This is a genomic window from Pseudaquabacterium rugosum, assembly GCF_038066575.1.
GTDB classification, from domain to species: domain Bacteria; phylum Pseudomonadota; class Gammaproteobacteria; order Burkholderiales; family Burkholderiaceae_C; genus Pseudaquabacterium; species Pseudaquabacterium rugosum.
In genome coordinates, this window is sequence record NZ_JBBUTF010000002.1 from 130,135 (window position 1) to 144,358 (window position 14,224).

General features: G+C 69.6%; 11 protein-coding genes. 8 read left to right on the top strand and 3 right to left on the bottom strand.

The annotated features are described in order from the left end of the window. Positions 1-102: 102 nt before the first annotated feature. The 8 genes from AACH11_RS01200 to AACH11_RS01235 all read left to right on the top strand — a co-directional run bounded on the left by AACH11_RS01200 (position 103) and on the right by AACH11_RS01235 (position 10,709). On the top strand, positions 103-957 hold the full coding sequence (locus AACH11_RS01200) for a cytochrome C assembly family protein (protein ID WP_341372362.1): 855 nt from the start codon (positions 103-105) through the stop codon (positions 955-957). 85 nt (positions 958-1,042) lie between these two features. Next, positions 1,043-1,297: a PP0621 family protein gene (locus AACH11_RS01205; RefSeq protein ID WP_341372363.1), complete on the top strand. Its 255-nt coding sequence runs from the start codon at positions 1,043-1,045 to the stop codon at positions 1,295-1,297. Beyond that, a complete protein-coding gene (locus AACH11_RS01210; protein WP_341372364.1) occupies positions 1,294-3,174 on the top strand; it encodes a sensor histidine kinase in 1,881 nt (626 codons plus the stop codon). Before AACH11_RS01205 ends, AACH11_RS01210 begins: the two co-directional genes overlap by 4 nt. Beyond that, on the top strand, positions 3,171-4,742 hold the full coding sequence (locus AACH11_RS01215) for a sigma-54-dependent transcriptional regulator (protein WP_341372365.1): 1,572 nt from the start codon (positions 3,171-3,173) through the stop codon (positions 4,740-4,742). The genes AACH11_RS01210 and AACH11_RS01215 overlap by 4 nt, the downstream gene beginning before the upstream one ends. Further along, positions 4,739-5,338: a 1,6-anhydro-N-acetylmuramyl-L-alanine amidase AmpD gene (gene ampD / locus AACH11_RS01220; protein WP_341372366.1), complete on the top strand. Its 600-nt coding sequence runs from the start codon at positions 4,739-4,741 to the stop codon at positions 5,336-5,338. Before AACH11_RS01215 ends, ampD begins: the two co-directional genes overlap by 4 nt. A 264-nt stretch (positions 5,339-5,602) precedes the next feature. Next, the gene (locus AACH11_RS01225; protein ID WP_341372367.1) at positions 5,603-8,539 is read left to right on the top strand and encodes a ribonucleoside-diphosphate reductase subunit alpha; all 2,937 of its coding nucleotides are present in this window, start codon (positions 5,603-5,605) and stop codon (positions 8,537-8,539) included. A gap of 200 nt (positions 8,540-8,739) precedes the next feature. Then, a complete protein-coding gene (locus tag AACH11_RS01230; protein WP_341372368.1) occupies positions 8,740-9,975 on the top strand; it encodes a ribonucleotide-diphosphate reductase subunit beta in 1,236 nt (411 codons plus the stop codon). A 308-nt stretch (positions 9,976-10,283) separates the two neighbouring features. Then, positions 10,284-10,709 carry a hypothetical protein gene (locus AACH11_RS01235; protein WP_341372369.1) on the top strand — a complete coding sequence of 142 codons (426 nt, stop codon included), beginning with the start codon at positions 10,284-10,286 and terminating at the stop codon, positions 10,707-10,709. Between the two features lie 31 nt (positions 10,710-10,740). On the opposite strand, the gene AACH11_RS01240 is transcribed toward AACH11_RS01235, so the two are convergent. From AACH11_RS01240 to fba, 3 genes are all read right to left on the bottom strand, one after another. Continuing rightward, positions 10,741-11,895: a hypothetical protein gene (locus AACH11_RS01240; RefSeq protein WP_341372370.1), complete on the bottom strand. Its 1,155-nt coding sequence runs from the start codon at positions 11,893-11,895 to the stop codon at positions 10,741-10,743. A gap of 119 nt (positions 11,896-12,014) precedes the next feature. Further along, positions 12,015-12,911, bottom strand: a complete 897-nt coding sequence (locus AACH11_RS01245; RefSeq protein WP_341372371.1) for a phosphoribosylaminoimidazolesuccinocarboxamide synthase — start codon at positions 12,909-12,911, stop codon at positions 12,015-12,017. A 179-nt stretch (positions 12,912-13,090) separates the two neighbouring features. Next, positions 13,091-14,155 (bottom strand): class II fructose-bisphosphate aldolase, encoded by a 1,065-nt coding sequence (gene fba, locus AACH11_RS01250; RefSeq protein WP_341372372.1) that lies wholly within the window; start codon positions 14,153-14,155, stop codon positions 13,091-13,093. Positions 14,156-14,224: the final 69 nt, after the last annotated feature.

Sequence of the window (14,224 nt, forward strand, 5' to 3'; positions counted from 1 at the left end):
GGGGAGGGGTGGCCGGGGCGCGGCGGCCGGGCGGTCGCCGGAGGGTCCGGCCGGGAGCCGGAGGCTGTCGCGCAGGCGTCCCGCCTGCGTACACTGGGCACGATGATTCTACCGTTGAGCTCCGAGCCGACCCTGGGTGCGGCGGCGCTGCCCCTGGCGCTGGCGGCCGCCTGTGCCTACGGTCTGGCCCTGTGGCCGGGCGACGCCGCGCAGCGGCTGCGCGGCCCCGCGCTGATCGGCGGCTGGTTGCTGCACGCGCTGCTGCTGGTGCTGGACATCGGCGGCTGGGGCCGGGCCGAGGCCGGCGCCCGCCTGGGTTTCGGGCCGGTCACCTCGCTGACGGTCTGGCTGGTGCTGGCCGTGCACACCGTCGAGAGCCGTCTGCTGCCGCTGCCGGCCGTGCGCCGGGTGCTGGCGGCGGCGGCGGCCGTCTCGGTGCTGCTGGCCTGGGCCTTTCCGGGCGAGCCGCGGGTGCTGGCCTCGGCCTGGTCGTCCTGGCACTGGGTGCTGGGGGTGGGCGCCTATGCGCTGTTCGGCGCGGCCGTGCTGCATGCGTCGATGCTGGATGCGGCCGAGCGCCGCCTGCGGCGCCATGGCCCGCAGTTGCAGCGGGCGACGCCGCAGGGCACGGCCGGTGGCGCCGGTCCGATGGGGCTGCCGCTGCTGCGGCTCGAACGCCTGACCTTCCGCTTCGTCGAGGCCGGCTTCGCCGCGCTGACGCTGGCGCTGCTGCTGGGCTGGGCGACGGCCGCGCAGTGGCGCTGGGACCACAAGACCGTGTTCTCCTGCCTCGGCTGGGCGGTCTACGCCGCGCTGCTGATCGGCCGTCACGGCCGTGGCTGGCGCGGGCGGCGCGCCACGCGCTGGCTCTATGTCGGCGCCGTGCTGCTGCTGCTGGCCTATGTCGGCTCGCGCTTCGTGCTCGAGGTGCTGCTGGGGCGCGGCGCACCGGTCTGAGCGCGTCCGATCGGTCGGTCGTCCGTTCTCCGGCCTGCCGCGACCGGCCCGGGTGCGGGCCGTGCCTCCTGCCTGCTTTCTCGTCATGGCCTTGAAGTACCTGATCCTGCTGCTCGTCGTCGTGCTGGTCTTCTGGTGGCTGGGCCGTCGGCGGGCGGATGCAGGGGCCGATGCGCCCCGTCCGTCTCCGCCGCGCCCCGATGCCGCGGCCCGCACCATGGTCGCCTGTGCACACTGCGGGCTGTTGCTGCCGCGGGGTGAGGCCGTGCAGGCGGGCGCCGCGCTCTATTGCGGCCCGGCGCACCGGGCGCTCGGGCCGCGGCCGCCGGAGGGGGCGTGAAGTCGGCCCTGCCGCCGGCTGCGGTCGGCTGGACGCCTGATCCGGCCGCCGCCCTGGCGCCCGGGGATTCCGGCTTCAGCCTCTGGGGCGACACGGTCAGTCCGGCCGGGCCGGCGCTGGGTGTCGCGGGCGCCGAGGTGGCGCCTGCCGGCAGTGCCGGTCTGGCCGGTGCCGCCTTGCCGCGGGTCCTGCGCACCTACGTGATCGCCCGCGCGGCACTCGGGCTGGGCCTGCTGGCCGCGCCGATCATGTTGTTGCTGGCCGGTACGCGCATCGCCTGGCCGGTCGTGGCGCTGTCGGCGGTCTACGCGGTGCAGGCGGTGCTGCTGTCGGTGTGGCCGCAGTTGCGTGGACCGGCCGCGCCGGCGTCGCCTGCCCGCCACTGGCTGGCCACCGTCGGCGTCGATCTGCTGGTGTTCTCGTTGCTGCGGCTGCTGGAGCCGTCCGATCAGCTGAACTATGCGGCGCTGCTGGTGCTGCCCACGTTGATGGCGGGCGTGCTGATGCCGCGCCGGCTGGCGCTGGGGGTGGCCGCGCTGGTGGTCCTGCTGCTGCTCGGGTCGGTGCTCTCCGTCGGCGGCCTGCAGGCCAACACGATGGCGTCGCTGAGCCAGGCCGGTCTGGCGGGCGCCGGCTTCTTCGCGATCGCCCTGCTGGCCAGCGAGCTCGCGCAGCGGCTGGCCGGCGAGGAGGCCAGCGCGCGGTCGCACCTGGCGCTGGCGCGGCAGCAGACGCTCCTCAACCAGGTCGTCATCGAGGAGATGAGCGAGGGCGTGCTGGTGGTCGATCGCCAGGGCGTGCTGCGGGCGATCAATCCGGCCGCCGAGCGCCTGCTCGGCCTGGTCTCGGCGCAGGCCCTGCTGCAGCCCATGTCGGCCCAGGCCCCGCTGCGCGGGCTGCAGGTGGTGCTCGGCCAGGCCTTCGCCGCAGGCCACTGGCCCGAGTCGGCGCGGGAGCTGGCCGTGCTGCTGCCGGACGGAAGCCCGCGCACGCTGGTGCTCCGGGCGCGGTTCACGCGCCGCGTCGGGCTGGCCTCCGATGGCGCGGTGGCCCAGGAGATCGGCGTGATCTTCCTGGAGGACGCACGGGCGGTGCAGGCGCGTGCGCGCCAGGACAAGCTGGCGGCGATGGGCCGCATGTCGGCGGGTATCGCGCACGAGATCCGCAACCCGCTGGCGGCCATCTCCCAGGCCAATGCGCTGTTGCTGGAAGACGAGCTGCTGGTGGGCACGCCCCAGCGCCTGGCCCGCATCGTCGCCGACAACGCGCAGCGCCTGCGCCGCATCGTCGACGACGTGCTGACCACGGCCAGCCTGCCGCTGCAGCCGCCCTCGGCCATCGACCTGGGCCGGCTGCTGCCCCTGTGGTGCGAGGAGTGGTGCCAGGCCGCCGATGACCCGGCCCGGGCGCGCCAGCGGCTGTCGCTGCAGATGCCGTCCGCGGACGCGGCGCTGACCGCCCTGTTCGATGCCGAGCACCTGCGCCGCGTGCTGGTCAACCTGCTGGACAACGCCGGCCGGCATGCCAGCCAGGACCCGGCGGCCGTGCAGGTGCAGCTGCGGCTGCATCCTCAACGTCGGCGTCTGGCGCTCAGCGTGGCCAGCGATGGCGAACGCATCGACGCCGACACCGAGCGCCATCTGTTCGAGCCCTTCTTCTCGACCCGCAGCCGCGGCACCGGACTGGGCCTGTACATTTGCCGCGAGCTGTGTGCGCGCCACGGCGCGACCATCGACTATCTGCCGGCGACCGTCGCCAGCCGCCATCCGAACCTGTTCCGCATCGTGCTGCGGCAGCCGCCCGACGATGCGCCGACCGACCCGTCGCCGGCCGCGGCCCGGTCGCCGACCGAAGCCCCGCGCTCCGCCCGCCGATGAATACCCCTGCCGCATCTCCGCGCCTGCTGGTCGTCGATGACGAGCCCGATCTGCGCACCCTCTACGAACTGACGCTGCTGCGCGAGGGCTATGTCGTCGACAGCGCGGGCACGCTGTCCGAGGCGGAGGCCTTGCTGCAGGAGCACGTCTTCCAGCTCGTGATCACCGACATCCGGTTGCCCGACGGCAGCGGGCTCGACCTGCTGCAGCGGCTGGAGTCCGGCGGGCGCCCGGAGCGCACCATCGTCATCACCGCCTACGGCTCGGCTGAGAACGCGGTCGAGGCGCTGAAGTCCGGCGCCTTCGACTACCTGACCAAGCCGGTCGACCTGCGCCAGTTCCGCTCCGTCGTGGCCTCGGCCCTGGGGCGTGCGCCGGCCATCGTGGCCGTGCCGCCGCCCGCTCCCGCCCGCGGGCGGGGCCTGCCCGACTCCGCGCGCACCGCACCGCTGGCGCGCACGCCGCAGCCCGCCGACGCGCTGCGGCGTCTGGTCGGTGGCAGCCTCGCGATGCAGCAGCTGCGCACGTTGATCGAGCGTGTGGCTCGCGGCATGGCGCCGGTGATGGTCAACGGCGAATCGGGCACCGGCAAGGAGCTGGTCGCGCGCGCGATCCATGGCGTCAGTCCGCGCCACGCCCAGCCCTTCGTCGCCGTCAACTGCGGGGCGATTCCCGAGCAGCTGCTGGAGGCTGAGTTCTTCGGTTATCGCAAGGGGGCCTTCACGGGGGCGCAGGAGGACCGCCAGGGGTTCTTCCAGGCGGCCCAGGGCGGCACGCTGTTCCTCGACGAGATCGGCGACCTGCCGCTGCTGATGCAGAGCAAGCTGCTGCGCGCGATCCAGGAGCGCTCCGTGCGGCCGCTCGGCTCGGTCAGCGAGACGGCGGTCAACGTGCGCATCGTCAGCGCCACCCACAAGGACCTCGCGCAGGAGGTGCAGGCCGGCCGTTTCCGCCAGGACCTGTTCTACCGCCTGAACGTCATCCAGCTGCGCCTGCCGCCGCTGCGCGAGCGCATGGACGACCTGCCGGCCCTGTGCGAGGCCGTCCTGGTGGGCATCGCGCGCGATGCGGGCGTCAGCCCGCCGCCACGGCTGTCGGCCGATGCCTTGTCCGCGCTGTCGGGCCATGCCTTTCCCGGCAATGTCCGCGAGCTGGAGAACCTGCTGCACCGCGCGGTGGCGATGGCCCGGCACGACGTGCTCGAAGCGGTCGACCTGGGCCTGGACGGACTTGACGCGGGGGTGGACGACGGTGTCGACGGCATCGATGACGGCACCGTCTGGTCGCCGCCGTCCGGCCCTGCGGCCGGCGACGTCACCGCTGCGGCCGGGCAGGGCGCGGTCGCGGAAGGCGACGAGGCGGCGGTGGCGCTGCCGGTCGATCTGGTCGCCCATCTGGATGCAGTCGAGCGGGCCATCCTGGTCCGCGCGCTCGAGCTGCATCGCAACAACCGCACTGCGGCCGGCGTCAGCCTCGGGCTGTCGCTGCGCCAGATCCGCTACCGGATGGCGCGGCTGGGCATCGCGGTCGGGGATGCCGGCGGCGAGGCGGCCGGAGGCGGCGCGTGATCGGCTGGCAGGCGGGCTGGTGGTCCGTCGCGCAGGCCTGCCCGTCGCCGAACCATGGGCCGCGCCCGGCCGGTGTCGAGCCATCGCTGGTGGTGCTGCACTCGATCAGCCTGCCGCCGGGGCAGTACGGCGGGCCGGAGATCGCGCAGTTGTTCTGCAACACGCTGGACGGTGACGCGCACCCTTATTTCGACCGTCTGCGGGGGCTCGAGGTCTCGGCGCATTTCCTGGTCCGGCGCGATGGCCGGGTGCTGCAGTTCGTCGATACCGGCCGCCGGGCATGGCATGCCGGACGGTCCGCCTGGCGTGGGCGGGACAACTGCAACGACTGGTCGGTGGGCATCGAACTCGAGGGCCTGGAGGGCGAGCGCTTCGAGCCGGCCCAGTACGCGGCCACCGCTGTGCTGCTGCGTGCGCTGGTCGATCGGCATCCGGCGCTTGCCGAGATCGTCGGCCATGAGCACGTCGCGCCGGGGCGCAAGGCCGACCCCGGTGCGGGGTTCGACTGGGCTGCCTTGGCGGCCTGGCCGGGCTTCCCGGCCGGCCTGGCGGTGGCGCCGTTGTCGGGAGACCTGGACACTAGCCCTAGTGTCTGAATGATGGGGGCGGCGCTAGATCTAGTGCGCCGCGTGATATGCTCCGCCCACTGATCGCTGCCTGGGGCTGATTGCAGCCCGGCCGGTCCGATCCCCTCCCGCCCGCCGCCACGGCCGGGTGTCGCCAGAAGGTGCGACGTCCGGTCGGGGCCGCTGCATGGCGGGCCGCGGCATGCCGTGGTGTCGGAGGGGGCGGGCAGCGAACGGTCCTGATGACGATGCCCGCGACGACCCGCCCCGGTCGCCGATGAACGAGGGGAACCCATGCACACTGCCACCGACACCACCACCGTCCTGCCGTCCACACCCCTGGCGGAAGGCCATGCCGTCAGCGGCGCGCCCGCCTACGCCGGCTACCACATCATCCGCCGCAACGGCTCGGTCGTCGCCTTCGAGCCGAACAAGATCGCCGTGGCCCTGATGAAGGCCTTCCTGGCCGTGCGCGGCACCCAGGGCGCGGCCTCGGCCAGCGTGCGCGAGACCGTCGATGCGCTGACCGAGAGCGTGGTGCGTGCGCTGATGCGCAGCCGTCCGGGTGGCGGCACCTTCCACATCGAGGACGTGCAGGATCAGGCCGAGCTGGGCCTGATGCGCGGTGGCCACCATGAGGTCGCACGGGCCTATGTGCTCTACCGCGAGCGCCGTTCGCAGGAGCGTGCCCGCGCCGGCCAGCCGGCAGCCGATGCCGTGGCGTCGCAGCTGCACGTGGTCGACCGTGGCCTGCGGGTGCCGCTGGACACCGCCGCGCTGACCGGGCTGATCGAGTCCGCCTGTGCGGATCTGGGGGCGGACGTGCGGCCCGAGCCCATCCTGGCCGAGACCCGCCGCAACCTGTATGACGGTGTTCCGATGGAAGAGGTGCACAAGGCCGCCATCCTGGCTGCCCGCACCCTGATCGAGAAGGAGCCGGCCTACACCCGCGCCACGGCCCGCCTGCTGCTGCACACCATCCGCAAGGAAGTGCTCGGCGAGGAGGTCGCGCAGGCGCAGATGGCCACCCGCTACGCGGATTATTTCCCGCAGTTCATCAAGCAGGGCGTCGAGGCCGAGCTGCTGGATCCGAAGCTGGCGCAGTTCGATCTGGCCCGTCTGGGTGCGGCGCTGCAGCCCGAGCGCGACCTGCAGTTCGACTACCTCGGCCTGCAGACGCTCTTCGATCGTTACTTCCTGCACATCCGCGACCGTCGCATCGAGATGCCGCAGGCCTTCTTCATGCGCGTGGCCATGGGCCTGTCGCTCAACGAGATCGACCGCGAGGCCCGAGCCATCGAGTTCTACGACGTGCTGTCGTCGTTCGACTTCATGAGCTCGACGCCCACGCTGTTCAACTCGGGCTCGCTGCGCAGCCAGCTCTCCAGCTGCTACCTGACGACCGTGGCCGACGATCTCGACGGCATCTACGAGGCGCTCAAGGAGAACGCGCTGCTGTCGAAGTTCGCCGGCGGTCTGGGCAACGACTGGACCCGTGTGCGCGCGCTGGGCTCCTACATCAAGGGCACCAACGGCAAGAGCCAGGGTGTCGTGCCCTTCCTGAAGGTGGTCAACGACACCGCGGTGGCGGTCAACCAGGGCGGCAAGCGCAAGGGCGCGGTCTGCGCCTATCTGGAGACCTGGCATCTGGACATCGAGGAGTTCCTCGAGCTGCGCAAGAACACCGGTGACGACCGTCGGCGCACGCACGACATGAACACCGCCAACTGGATCCCCGACCTGTTCATGAAGCGGGTTCTCGAGGGCGGGCCGTGGACCTTGTTCAGCCCCAGCAACTGCCCGGATCTGCACGACAAGTTCGGTACCGATTTCGAGGTGGCCTACACCGCCTACGAGGCGGCGGCGGATCGCGGCGAGATCAAGCTGTTCAAGCGCATGGCCGCCAAGGACCTGTGGCGCAAGATGCTCTCGATGCTGTTCGAGACCGGCCATCCCTGGGTCACCTTCAAGGATCCGTGCAACATCCGCAGCCCGCAGCAGCACGTGGGCGTCGTGCACTCGTCCAACCTGTGCACCGAGATCACGCTGAACACCTCGGACAGCGAAATCGCGGTGTGCAACCTGGGCTCCGTCAACCTGGTCCAGCATCTGGTGGCCGGCGCCGACGGTGCGCTGGTCATCGACCAGGTCAAGCTGAAGAAGACGGTGTCGACGGCCATGCGCATGCTCGACAACGTCATCGACATCAACTACTACGCGGTCAAGAAGGCGCGCGACAGCAACCTGCGTCACCGCCCGGTCGGCCTCGGCCTGATGGGCTTCCAGGATGCCCTGTACACGCTGCGCGTGCCCTATGGCTCGCCGGCCGCGGTGGAGTTCGCCGACCGCTCGATGGAGGCGATCTGCTATCACGCCTACTGGGCCTCGACCGAGCTGGCCGCCGAGCGTGGCCGCTACTCGAGCTACCGCGGCAGCCTGTGGGACCGCGGCATCCTGCCGCAGGACTCGCTGCGTCTGCTGGCCGACGCCCGTGGCGAGCAGTACGTGCAGGTGGACGGCAGCTCGACCATGGACTGGGCCGCCCTGCGCCAGCGCATCGCCGACCACGGCATGCGCAACAGCAACTGCGTGGCCATCGCCCCGACGGCGACCATCTCCAACATCATCGGCGTGGACGCCTCGATCGAGCCCTGCTTCGGCAATCTGTCGGTCAAGAGCAACCTTTCGGGCGAGTTCACCGTCATCAACGAGTACCTGGTGCGTGACCTCAAGCGCCTGGGCCTGTGGGACGACGTGATGGTCATGGACCTCAAGCACTTCGACGGTTCGCTGCGCCGCATCGACCGCGTGCCTGAAGAACTCAAGGCCCTGTACGCCACCGCCTTCGAGGTCGATTCGACCTGGCTGATCGAGGCCGCCTCGCGCCGTCAGAAGTGGATCGACCAGGCCCAGAGTCTGAACATCTACATTGCCGGCGCCTCGGGCAAGAAGCTCGACGAGACCTACAAGCTGGCCTGGCTGCGGGGCCTGAAGACGACCTACTACCTGCGCACCATGGGCGCCACCCATGCCGAGAAGTCGACCGTCACGGCCGGCGCACTCAACGCGGTGTCTTCGTCGGTGCAGGGCGCAGGCCATGCACCGCAGATGCAGCAGATGAGCGCCCTCGACGCGGCCGCTGCACAGGCCCAGGCGATGATGGAGGCGGCTCCGGCCACCGACATCAAGTTCTGCTCGATCGACAACCCGGACTGCGAAGCCTGCCAGTGAGTCCGCGGTCGCGGTGGCATCGTCCCTGACTCGCAAAGTACGCGGACCCGATGCCCCGCGTCACGCCCGGATCAGCCCCGGGCGTGACCGATCCCCGCATTCCGAGGCCCCAGGGCCACACCGTGATCGGCATCTTGTCAAGAAGTGCTTGGTGTTTGATCACAACACTCCGATAATTCACTTCTACAGGAAGCACATCCATGCTGGTCTGGGAAGACGACGTCTCTCTCCCTTCGACGACTCCCGCTCAAGCCAAGCCGGCTGAACCCGCTCTCGCGGTCCAGGCCCCGGCTTCGGCCCAGCCGTCCCCGCCACAGGCCGGGTCCGGTCTGCAGGCCGCCGCTGCGGCCTACCCGGCGACCCAAGCGTCCTCCGCCAGCGCACCGCTGGCCGCACGCAGTGCCCAATCCGCCGATGCGCGCCGTGTCACCGCCGCTGACAAGCGCATCATCAACGGCCAGACCGACGTCAACCAGCTGGTGCCGTTCAAGTACAAGTGGGCTTGGGAAAAGTACCTCGCCACCTGTGCGAACCACTGGATGCCGCAAGAGGTCAACATGTCGCGCGACATCGCCCTCTGGAAGGACCCCAACGGTCTGACCGAGGACGAGCGCCGCGTCATCAAGCGCAACCTCGGCTTCTTCGTCACCGCGGATTCGCTGGCGGCCAACAACATCACGTTGGGCACCTACCGCCACATCACCGCGCCCGAATGCCGCCAGTTCCTGCTGCGCCAGGCGTTTGAGGAGGCGATCCATACCCACGCCTATCAGTACATCGTCGAGTCGCTGGGGCTGGACGAAGGCGAGATCTTCAACGCCTACCATGAGGTGTCGTCGATCCGTGAGAAGGACGAGTTCCTGATCCCGTTCATCGACGCGATCATGGATCCCAACTTCAAGACCGGCACGCCCGAGGCGGATCAGACGCTGCTGCGTTCGATCATCGTCTTCGCCTGCCTGATGGAAGGTCTGTTCTTCTACGTCGGCTTCACGCAGATCCTGGCGCTGGGTCGTCAGAACAAGATGACGGGTGCTGCCGAGCAGTACCAGTACATCCTGCGAGACGAGTCGATGCACTGCAACTTCGGCATCGACCTGATCAACCAGCTCAAGCTCGAGAACCCGCATCTGTGGACGGCCGAGTTCAAGGACGAGATCAATGGTCTGTTCCTGAAGGCGGTGGACCTCGAGTACCGCTACGCCGAGGACACGATGCCGCGCGGTGTCCTGGGCCTGAACGCCAGCATGTTCAAGGGCTACCTGCGCTACATCGCCAACCGGCGTGCCACGCAGATCGGCCTCGACCCGCTCTTCCCGAACGAGGAGAACCCGTTCCCCTGGATGAGCGAGATGATCGACCTGAAGAAGGAGCGCAATTTCTTCGAGACCCGCGTCATCGAATACCAGTCCGGTGGCGCGCTGAGCTGGGACTGAAGCGGCTGGCGCCCGCGTCGTCCGGACCGCTGCGGTCCTGCCGACACGGGTACTGACCTCTCCGGACCTGGCAGCCCTGTCGTCTGTCGGTTGTTGTCCAAGGAGCCCGCCGCCTGAGGCGGGCCGGGCCGACCGGCGACTCCGTTCATCCTGCCGCCCGGCGCGCCAGTGCAGTGCGCCGGCTGGACGGATGAAGGCCCGACGGCCCGAGCCGGTCGGGTCTGTTCTGCAACTTGATCTAGGAGAGTGTCATGGCAACTGCGAAAAAGGCTGCGGCCAAGAAGGCGGCACCGGCGAAGAAGCCGTCGGTGAAGAAGGTGGCTGCGGCCGCCCCGGTGGCAGAAGCCGTTCCGGCCAAGAAGGTCGCTGCCAAGAAGGCGGCTGCAGCGCCGGCCAAGAAGGCCGCGGCAAAGAAGGCTGTTGCCGCTCCGGCCAAGAAGGCTGCGGTGAAGGCTGCAGCCACGAAGAAGGCTGCCGCGCCTGCCGTCAAGAAGGCTGCTCCGGCCAAGAAGGCGGCGGCTGCGCCTGCGAAGAAGGCGGCCGCTCCGGCTGCAAAGAAGGCTGCGCCGGCCAAGAAGGCCGCCGCCGCACCCAAGAAGGCAGCAGCTCCCGTTGCCAAGAAGGCGCCGGCCAAGAAGGCCTCGGCCAAGAAGGCGACCACGTCTTCCGCTTCTGCGAAGACCGCGCTGAGCCCTGCTGCCGCTTGGCCGTTCCCGACCGGCAGCAAGCCGTGATCGTCCGTTGACGAAAGCAAAAGCGCCCGGGTCAGTCCGGGCGTTTTTCTTTGTGGAGTATCGGGCGGGCGCGGATGGACGCCAAACTCAGGATCATGTTCGCGCGGGTCTTCATGTGCGCTTCGCGGGCCTGTTGAGCGCTTGACTGGAGTCGCGATGCGAGCGCTTCGTGCCCAGGTGTCGCGCGGAAGATGGCCGCCAGCCGTGCATTCACATACGCCTGATCATCGGTATCCACCAAGCGGTCCATGCACCTCAGTGCTTCGGCCGCCAGCGCGAGGGACTGCGCTGTTTCGCCCAACGCGTGCATGCACCATGCACTGTCCGTCTTCACCAGCGCCTCGGTGTTGTTGTGGTTGAACGCTGGAATGTCCACCAGCTGAAACTGCTCCAGCGCCAGTCCGTACTTGCGCTCTGATACGTACAGCTGCCCCAGCATCAGGTACCTCATCGACGGGTGGACCGTGTTGTGCGTTGCAAAGTCGTACGTCGCCGATCCCTGAGCTTCGATCGATGCCCGATCCAGTTCGGTCGTGTTCAGTTCGCCGAACGCGTCATCGAAGCGCACGTTGGCCAATCTGAATGTGGCCATGTTGTGCAGCATGGCGCCCCAGGTGTTCTCGTCGCCCACTGCGACGGCATGGAGCCTCGTTTCCTCATACCAAGGGCGAGCTGCCGTGAAATCTCCGGCGTAGTGATAGGCGGTGGCGATGACCAGCGCCGCCCGTGCCCTCGCCAGGTGGTCATCGCTCCGTGCGTGCTCGAAGACCTCGGTCAGGTGCAGGGCCATGCGGTCGTACTGGCTGGCATTGAACTCCAGCAAGGCCATCCAGGCGGCGCAGGAGGCCGCTGAATCCGCGCCCATGGACATGGCCAGCGCATGGGCACCCCGCATCCGCGCGTAGCCATGGCTGGCGTCGAACAGGCACCACTGCAGGATGCCCTCGGACAGGATCAGCCAGCAGGCGGTTTCCGGGTTCACGCCGGGACCGTAGGCCTCGCGCACCAGCCCCAGCGACACCGGCGCTTCATCCAGCATGCCGGCGCGTGCCTGGTGGGCTGCCGCCAGGCAGACGGCGCGCGCCCAGACCTGCTGGTCCTGGGCCGTGCCGGCCTCCTGGATGAGGTGCTGCAGCAGCCGCGATGGCGGTGGTGCGGCGGGATTGGTGGCGGCATCGTGACCCATGCGCGGCTCCTCCTGGGCGGCCTGTCTGTACGCAGGCTCAGCCGCCGGAGGATACCGGGATGGGTGTGTGTCGGCCTATCCGGGAGAGTGCGGGCGCTGCCGCGCGGTGCCGGCGGCTCTCAGCCGCGCAGGGCGGTCAGCGCGGCGCGGTAACGGTCGGCGCTGGCCTCGGCCACGCTGGCCGGCATGGCCGGCGCCGGCGCGCACTTGTTCCAGGGCTGGCCGTCGACCTGCACGCTTTCCAGCCAGTCGCGCAGGTACTGCTTGTCGAAGCTGGCCGGGTTCTCGCCGACGCGGTAGCTGTCCAGCGGCCAGAAGCGCGAGCTGTCGGGCGTCAGGATCTCGTCCATCAGCGTCAGCGTGCCCTGCTCGTCGAGGCCGAACTCGAACTTGGTGTCGGCGATGATGATGCCGCGGGTCAGCGCATAGGCGGCGGCCTCGCTGTAGAGGCGGATGGCGGTCGTGCGCACCTGCTCGGCCAGCGGGCGGCCGATGATCTCGACCATGCGCTCGAAGCTGATGTTCTCGTCGTGCTCGCCCATTTCGGCCTTGGTGGCCGGGGTGAAGATGGGCTCGGGCAGCGGGCTGGCGTTCTGCAGGCCGGCGGGCAGCGGCACGCCGCAGACCTGGCCGTTGGTCTGGTACTCCTTCCAGCCCGAGCCAGCCAGATAGCCGCGCACCACCGCCTCGACCGGCAGCGGCTTCAGGCGCTTGACCAGCATCGAGCGGCCACGCACCTGCTCGACCTCGTCGGCGGCGACCACGCTGACCGGATCGTCGCCGGTCAGGTGGTGGGGCACCACGTGGCCGAGCTTGTCGAACCAGAACAGCGCCATCTGCGTCAGCAGCTCGCCCTTGCCCGGGATCGGCTCGCCCATCACGACGTCGAAGGCCGAGATGCGGTCCGAGGCCACCATCAGGATGCGGTCCTCGCCCACGGCATAGTTGTCGCGCACCTTGCCGCGCGCGAGCAGCGGCAGCGAGTGCAGACGGGATTCGAGCAGGGCTTGGCTCATGGCGTTGGATCCGGGTCGGGCAGAAGTCGAAGGGCGGTATTGTGCCTGCTGGGCATCGGCGGGCCGGTGCTGGCGCAGGCCCGCCGGAATGCGCGAGGGGCCGCGCGGGCCCCTCGTCATCCGGTCTCAGGTGCGGGCCCCGGTCGGCGGCATGGCCGCTGCCCGGGGCCGGCCACGCGTCAGAGCACGCGCTGCGCCAGCGCGCCCGAGGCGTACTGCTGGGCGATCACGTCCAGGCCCATGGCCTTGATCTTGGCGCCCTGGCCTTCGCAGCCGAACTCCAGGTAGCGCTGCTTGCAGATCGCCTTGGCGGCTTCGCGGGCCGGCTTCAGCCATTCGCGGGCGTCGAACTTCTCGGGGTTCTCGGCCAGGAACTTGCGCACCGCACCGGTCATCGCCATGCGGATGTCGGTGTCGATGTTGATCTTGCGCACACCGTACTTGATGGCTTCCTGGATCTCGGAGACCGGCACGCCGTAGGTCTCCTTCATCGCGCCGCCGTACTGGTTGATGATCGCGCGCAGGTCCTGCGGCACCGACGACGAACCGTGCATCACCAGATGGGTGTTGGGGATGCGGGCGTGGATTTCCTTCACGCGGCTGATCGCCAGGATGTCGCCGGTGGGCGGGCGGCTGAACTTGTAGGCGCCGTGGCTGGTGCCGATGGCGATCGCCAGCGCATCGAGCTGGGTGGCCTTGACGAACTGGGCGGCCTCCTCGGGGTCGGTCAGCATCTGGCTGTGGTCCAGCTTGCCAACGGCTCCGATGCCGTCTTCCTCGCCGGCATCACCGGTTTCCAGGTTGCCCAGGCAGCCCAGTTCACCTTCGACGGTGACGCCGACCTTGTGCGCCATCTCGACCACGGCGCGCGTGACCTCGACGTTGTAGTCGAAGGACGACGGGGTCTTGCCGTCTTCCTTCAGCGAGCCGTCCATCATCACCGAGCCGAAGCCCAGGTCGATCGCGCCAGCGCAGATCTTGGGGCTGGTGCCGTGGTCCTGGTGCATGACCAGCGGGATGTGCGGATACATCTCGGCGGCGGCCTGGATCAGGTGCTTGATGAAGGGCTCGCCGGCGTACTTGCGGGCGCCTGCGCTGGCCTGCAGGATGACCGGTGCGCCGACCTCGTCGGCCGCGGCCATCACGGCCTGGACCTGTTCGAGGTTGTTGACGTTGAAGGCCGGGATGCCGTAGCCGTTTTCGGCGGCATGGTCCAGCAGTTGGCGCATCGAGACGAGAGGCATGGCGAGTCCTGCAGCAGGAGTTGGAGAAATCAGTCGGGCCGTCGGGGCTGGCGGATGGCGTGGCGGTGG

Excerpts from the sequence above, each read along its gene's own strand:
- AACH11_RS01200 (WP_341372362.1), top strand. The coding sequence starts at position 103 with ATGATTCTACCGTTGAGCTCCGAGCCGACCCTGGGTGCGGCGGCGCTG.
- AACH11_RS01205 (WP_341372363.1), top strand. The coding sequence starts at position 1,043 with ATGGCCTTGAAGTACCTGATCCTGCTGCTCGTCGTCGTGCTGGTCTTC.
- AACH11_RS01215 (WP_341372365.1), top strand. The coding sequence starts at position 3,171 with ATGAATACCCCTGCCGCATCTCCGCGCCTGCTGGTCGTCGATGACGAG.
- AACH11_RS01225 (WP_341372367.1), top strand. The coding sequence starts at position 5,603 with ATGCACACTGCCACCGACACCACCACCGTCCTGCCGTCCACACCCCTG.
- AACH11_RS01230 (WP_341372368.1), top strand. The coding sequence starts at position 8,740 with ATGCTGGTCTGGGAAGACGACGTCTCTCTCCCTTCGACGACTCCCGCT.
- AACH11_RS01240 (WP_341372370.1), bottom strand. The coding sequence starts at position 11,895 with ATGGGTCACGATGCCGCCACCAATCCCGCCGCACCACCGCCATCGCGG.
- AACH11_RS01245 (WP_341372371.1), bottom strand. The coding sequence starts at position 12,911 with ATGAGCCAAGCCCTGCTCGAATCCCGTCTGCACTCGCTGCCGCTGCTC.
- fba (WP_341372372.1), bottom strand. The coding sequence starts at position 14,155 with ATGCCTCTCGTCTCGATGCGCCAACTGCTGGACCATGCCGCCGAAAAC.